The 4,512-nt window shown below is 74.8% G+C and carries 4 protein-coding genes and 1 pseudogene; 1 reads left to right on the forward strand and 4 read right to left on the reverse strand.

Features of this window, described 5'->3' with window-relative positions; translation table 11 throughout:
• Positions 1-783: pseudogene (locus GQS09_RS27055) on the forward strand (DEAD/DEAH box helicase); the annotation flags it as partial.
• A 60-nt stretch (positions 784-843) separates the two neighbouring features.
• Here GQS09_RS27055 and GQS09_RS27060 read toward each other — a convergent pair.
• The 4 genes from GQS09_RS27060 to rimO form a co-directional block, all read right to left on the reverse strand.
• Positions 844-1,221: a helix-turn-helix domain-containing protein gene (locus tag GQS09_RS27060; protein WP_165990162.1), complete on the reverse strand. Its 378-nt coding sequence runs from the start codon at positions 1,219-1,221 to the stop codon at positions 844-846.
• Between the two features lie 335 nt (positions 1,222-1,556).
• A complete protein-coding gene (locus tag GQS09_RS27065; protein WP_165990163.1) occupies positions 1,557-2,078 on the reverse strand; it encodes a CinA family protein in 522 nt (173 codons plus the stop codon).
• Positions 2,075-2,857 (reverse strand): CDP-diacylglycerol--glycerol-3-phosphate 3-phosphatidyltransferase, encoded by a 783-nt coding sequence (gene pgsA, locus GQS09_RS27070; protein WP_165990164.1) that lies wholly within the window; start codon positions 2,855-2,857, stop codon positions 2,075-2,077. Before pgsA ends, GQS09_RS27065 begins: the two co-directional genes overlap by 4 nt.
• A complete protein-coding gene (gene rimO / locus GQS09_RS27075) occupies positions 2,854-4,371 on the reverse strand; it encodes a 30S ribosomal protein S12 methylthiotransferase RimO (RefSeq protein WP_165990165.1) in 1,518 nt (505 codons plus the stop codon). The genes pgsA and rimO overlap by 4 nt, the downstream gene beginning before the upstream one ends.
• Positions 4,372-4,512 lie beyond the last annotated feature (141 nt).

Raw genomic sequence — 4,512 nt, forward strand, 5'->3', positions numbered from 1 at the left:
CGCGGCCGGTACGGTTCGCCGGCCGGCGCCCGGCCGGCCGTGGCGCGTTCCGCGCCGCCCACCATGGCGGGCCGCTGGTCGCTGCTCCCCCCGCAGGAGACGGATCCGACGCTGCGGGCCCATGCCCTGGCCCACACGCTGCTGGACCGGCACGGCGTGATCACCCGGGGCGCGGTGGCCGCCGAGGGCGTGGAGGGCGGCTTCGCCGCCGCCTACCGGGTGCTGGCCGCGTTCGAGGAGCGCGGCCAGGCCCGGCGCGGCTACGTGGTGGAGGGGCTGGGCGCGGCGCAGTTCGCACTGGACGGCGCGGTGGACCGGCTGCGCGCGGTGAGCAGCGCCCGTGAGCGGAGCCCGGCCGCGCCCGCGCCCCGGGCGGTGGTGCTGGCCGCGGCCGATCCGGCCAACGCCTATGGCGCGGCGCTGCCGTGGCCGGAGCCGCCCAAGGGGGCCGGGCACAAGCCGGGCCGCAAGGCGGGCGCGCTGGTGGTGCTGGTGGACGGCAGGCTGGTGCTCTACGTGGAGCGCGGCGGCCGGACTCTGCTCGCCTGGGCCGAGGAGGACGGGGAGAGCGGGAGCGGGGAGAGCGGCGAAGTGCGGGCGGAGAGCCGGCTGCGCACGGCGGTGCGGGCCCTGGCCCGGGCGGCCGCGGCGGGCGCGCTCGGCAGTTCGGTGACGGTGAACCGGGTCAACGGCGCGGCCGTGCTCGGGGAGCCGTCATGGGCACGGCTGCTGGAGGAGGCGGGCTTTCATGCCACCCCGCAGGGCCTGCGGCTGCGCGCCTGACCGCCCGAGGTGCGCCTGACCGCGCCCGCGGTCAGGCGGCGGCGGTTCAGCGGCGACGGTTCAGGCGGCGACGACGTCGACGGCCTCGGCCGGGGCCTTGATGGTGACGCTGTCCGGCCGGCTGGTGACCGAGGTGACCCGGACGGGGTTGAGCATCGGCCGCATCGGAGGCGGCACGGTGTCGCTCGCCGCGGACTGGGCGAGTTCGGCCAGCGCCAGTTCGTCGCTCACTTCGCGCAGCAGTTCCGACATCCTCAGGTCCAGGGCGTCGCAGATCGCGGCGAGCAGTTCCGAGGACGCCTCCTTCTGTCCGCGTTCCACCTCGGAGAGGTAGCCGAGCGAGACCCGGGCCGACGAGGACACTTCGCGCAGCGTGCGGCCCTGACGTTGGCGCTGCCGACGCAGCACGTCACCCAGTAGGCGACGGAGCAGAATCATCGGTGGCTCCCTCCTCGGACCGTTGGCCTCGCTTAGCTTCATGCCCCACCGTACCGCCTCGGACTCCAACCGTGAGGGGAAGGCCGTCGTGTTCGCTGAAGGCGCATGGTGTGGGCGCTAGATCCATTCGCGTGAACTCCCCGCGTCCCGACCGTACACCCATCGGGAACGCATCACACCCCGATCCTCGGAGCGTGCGCCCAGCATCAACACCGGTACCCGCAATCCGGGGGGTACACGCGCATTGCCTCGCCCGCATATGCCCCGACCCGGCGAGGAACCCGCAGGTGGCAGCCCTCACACGGCGGCGTGGAACAGTTCCGGTCATGAAGCGATCAGTTTTCGACCAATGCATTACGGAGCGCGGTCAGTGCACCGCGGACGCTGGCGGTCCGGATCGCCGCCCGGTCACCGTCCGCGGTCACCCGCACCGCCACCGCGTCCACCGCGCCCGGTGCCGCCACCGCCGTGTACACCGTGCCCACGGGTCTGCCGTCCTGCGGTCCGGGTCCGGCGACCCCGGTGGTGGAGATCCCCCAGTCCGCGCCCAGCCGGTCCCGCGCCCCCAGCGCCATCTGCCGGGCGACCTCCGGGTCCACCGCCCCGCGCTCCGCCAGCAGCCCGCCGTCCACCCCCAGCAGCTCCCGCTTCAGCTCCGTGGCATAGGCGATCACCGAGCCGCGGAACGCCCGGGAGGCGCCCGGTACCCCGGTCAGCGCCGCCGCCACCAGACCGCCGGTCAGCGACTCCGCCACCGCCAGGGTCTGCCCCCGTGCCAGAAGCAGCGCCAGCACCTGCTCGGGCAGGCCCGCCTCGTCCGCCCCGGCCGACGCCCCCCGGCCGCCGAGAACGCTCATGCCCCGCGGTCCGAGGCACCGGAGGCGTCCGCGCCGCCGCCCGCGTTCCGCCGCCGCTCCCGGGCCAGCCCGCGCCGCCGCAGCACCACCGCCTGCCGGATGTAGTCCAGCCCGGTCAGCACGGTCAGCGCGACCGCCACCGCCATCACCCACCAGCGGAGCGTGGCCAGCGGCCCGGTCAGCGCCAGGATGTACATGCCCACCGCGACGCCCTGGGTCAGGGTCTTCATCTTGCCGCCCCGGCTGGCCGGGATCACCGCGTGCCGGATGACCCAGAACCGCATCAGGGTGATGCCGACCTCCCGGGCCAGAATCACCGCCGTCACCCACCAGGACAGATCACCGAGGACGGACAGGCAGATCAGCGCCGCCCCCATGATCGCCTTGTCCGCGATCGGGTCGGCGATCTTGCCGAAATCGGTGACCAGGCCGCGGCGCCGGGCGATCTCCCCGTCGAACAGGTCGGTGATCATGGCGATGGTGAACGCCGCCCAGGCCAGCGACCGCCAGCCCGGATCATGCCCGCCGCCCACGAACATCAGCACGACAAGCCCGGGCACCAGCAGCAGCCGCACCATGGTGAGGATGTTGGCCAGATTCCACAGCCCCGCGGTGGTCGTCCCGGCCCCGCTCCCGGACCCGGAGCCCGCCCCCGTGCCGCCCGCCGACGCGGCGGACGCCGGACCGCCGCCACGCCCCTCGGGTGTCTTCGGTACCCCCATGCCGCCGTGGCCGCCGCCCCCGGCGCCCGCGGCCGAGGCCGCCGGTACCCGCGTCATCTGGCCGCCCCGGCTGCCGTCGCGGACGCCGGTTCCTGCTCCGGCTCCCGGGGCGCCGACGCCACCGCGACCAGGTCCACGCCCTCGGTGCCGGTGATCTCCACCTCGGCGAACGCACCCACCCGCAGCCCGGCGCCGCCGGCCCCGGCCCCGGCCCCGATCATGATCTGGCCGTCGGTCTCCGGCGCCTGGTGCGCCCCGCGCCCGAAGGCCGTGCCGTCCGGCTCCACCGCCTCGACCAGTACCCGGGCCCGCTCACCGATCCGCTCCTCGGCCCGCTGCGCGGTCAGCTCCTCGGCGAGGCGGGTGACCCGCTCCACTCTCTCCGCGACCGCCTCGGGCGCGATCTTGCCGTCGAAGCCCGCCGCCTCGGTGCCGTCCTCGTCGGAGTAGCCGAAGATCCCGATCGCGTCCAGCCGCGCACCGCCGAGAAAACGCTCCAGCTCGGCCAGGTCGGCCTCGCTCTCCCCGGGGAAGCCCACGATGAAATTGGACCGCACACCGGCCTGCGGCGCCCGCGCCCGGATGGTGTCCAGCAGTTCCAGGAACCGGTCGGTGTCACCGAACCGGCGCATGGCGCGCAGCACGCCCGGCGCCGAGTGCTGGAAGGACAGGTCGAAGTAGGGCGCCACCTTCTCCGTCCCGGTGAGCACGTCGATCAGTCCCGGACGCATCTCGGCGGGCTGAAGGTAGCTGACCCGGATCCGCTCCAGGCCGTCCACCGCGGCCAGCTCCGGCAGCAGCGCCTCCAGCAGCCGGATGTCGCCCAGGTCCTTGCCGTAGGAGGTGTTGTTCTCGGAGACCAGCATGATCTCCTTCACCCCCTGCCCGGCCAGCCAGCGGGCCTCGCTCAGCACATCCGCCGGGCGCCGGGAGATGAAGGAGCCGCGGAAGGAGGGAATGGCGCAGAAGGAGCAGCGCCGGTCGCAGCCGGAGGCCAGCTTCACCGACGCCACCGGGCTGCTGTCCAGGCGGCGGCGCAGCGGGGCGCGCGGCCCGGAGGCGGGGGCCAGGCCCTCGGGCAGATCGGCCGGGGCGCCGTGACCGGGCACCGCCACCGCGCCGGCGCCGGCCTGCCGCTCGGCCGGGCTGACCGGCAGCAGCTTGCGCCGGTCGCGCGGCACGTGCGGGGTGTGGCGGCCGCCGGAGAGGATGGTCTGCAGCCGGTCGGAGATGTCCGCGTAGTCGTCGAAGCCGAGCACGCCGTCGGCCTCGGGCAGGGCCTCGGCCAGTTCCTTGCCGTACCGCTCGGCCATGCAGCCCACGGCCACCACGGCCCGGGTGCGGCCCTCTCCTGATCCCTTCAGGTCGCTGGCCTCCAGCAGGGCGTCGACCGAGTCCTTCTTGGCCGTCTCCACGAAGCCGCAGGTGTTGACCACGGCCACATCGGCCTGCGCGGCATCCGTCACCAGGTCCCAGCCGTCCGCGGCCAGCCGGCCGGCCAGCTCTTCGGAATCCACCTCGTTACGGGCGCAGCCAAGGGTGACCAGGGCGACGGTGCGGCGTTCAGACATGCTCTCAGCGTACTTCGTCCCGGAGCGGCTCTCTGCGCGGGACGTCCGGGGACTGGTGCTCGAACCGCCGCCCGCGCCCGAGCGGCGGCACCCGGCACGACCTGCGGCGGCGCGCCCGCCGCCGGCTGCCGCACGGCGGCC

The sequence above is a fragment of the Streptomyces sp. YIM 98790 genome, from assembly GCF_011421595.1.
Taxonomy (GTDB): Bacteria; Actinomycetota; Actinomycetes; order Streptomycetales; family Streptomycetaceae; genus Streptomyces.

Coding starts and splice junctions, on each gene's coding strand:
- rimO (WP_165990165.1), bottom strand. CDS start 4,371: ATGTCTGAACGCCGCACCGTCGCCCTGGTCACCCTTGGCTGCGCCCGT.
- GQS09_RS27065 (WP_165990163.1), bottom strand. CDS start 2,078: ATGAGCGTTCTCGGCGGCCGGGGGGCGTCGGCCGGGGCGGACGAGGCG.
- pgsA (WP_165990164.1), bottom strand. CDS start 2,857: ATGACGCGGGTACCGGCGGCCTCGGCCGCGGGCGCCGGGGGCGGCGGC.
- GQS09_RS27060 (WP_165990162.1), bottom strand. CDS start 1,221: ATGATTCTGCTCCGTCGCCTACTGGGTGACGTGCTGCGTCGGCAGCGC.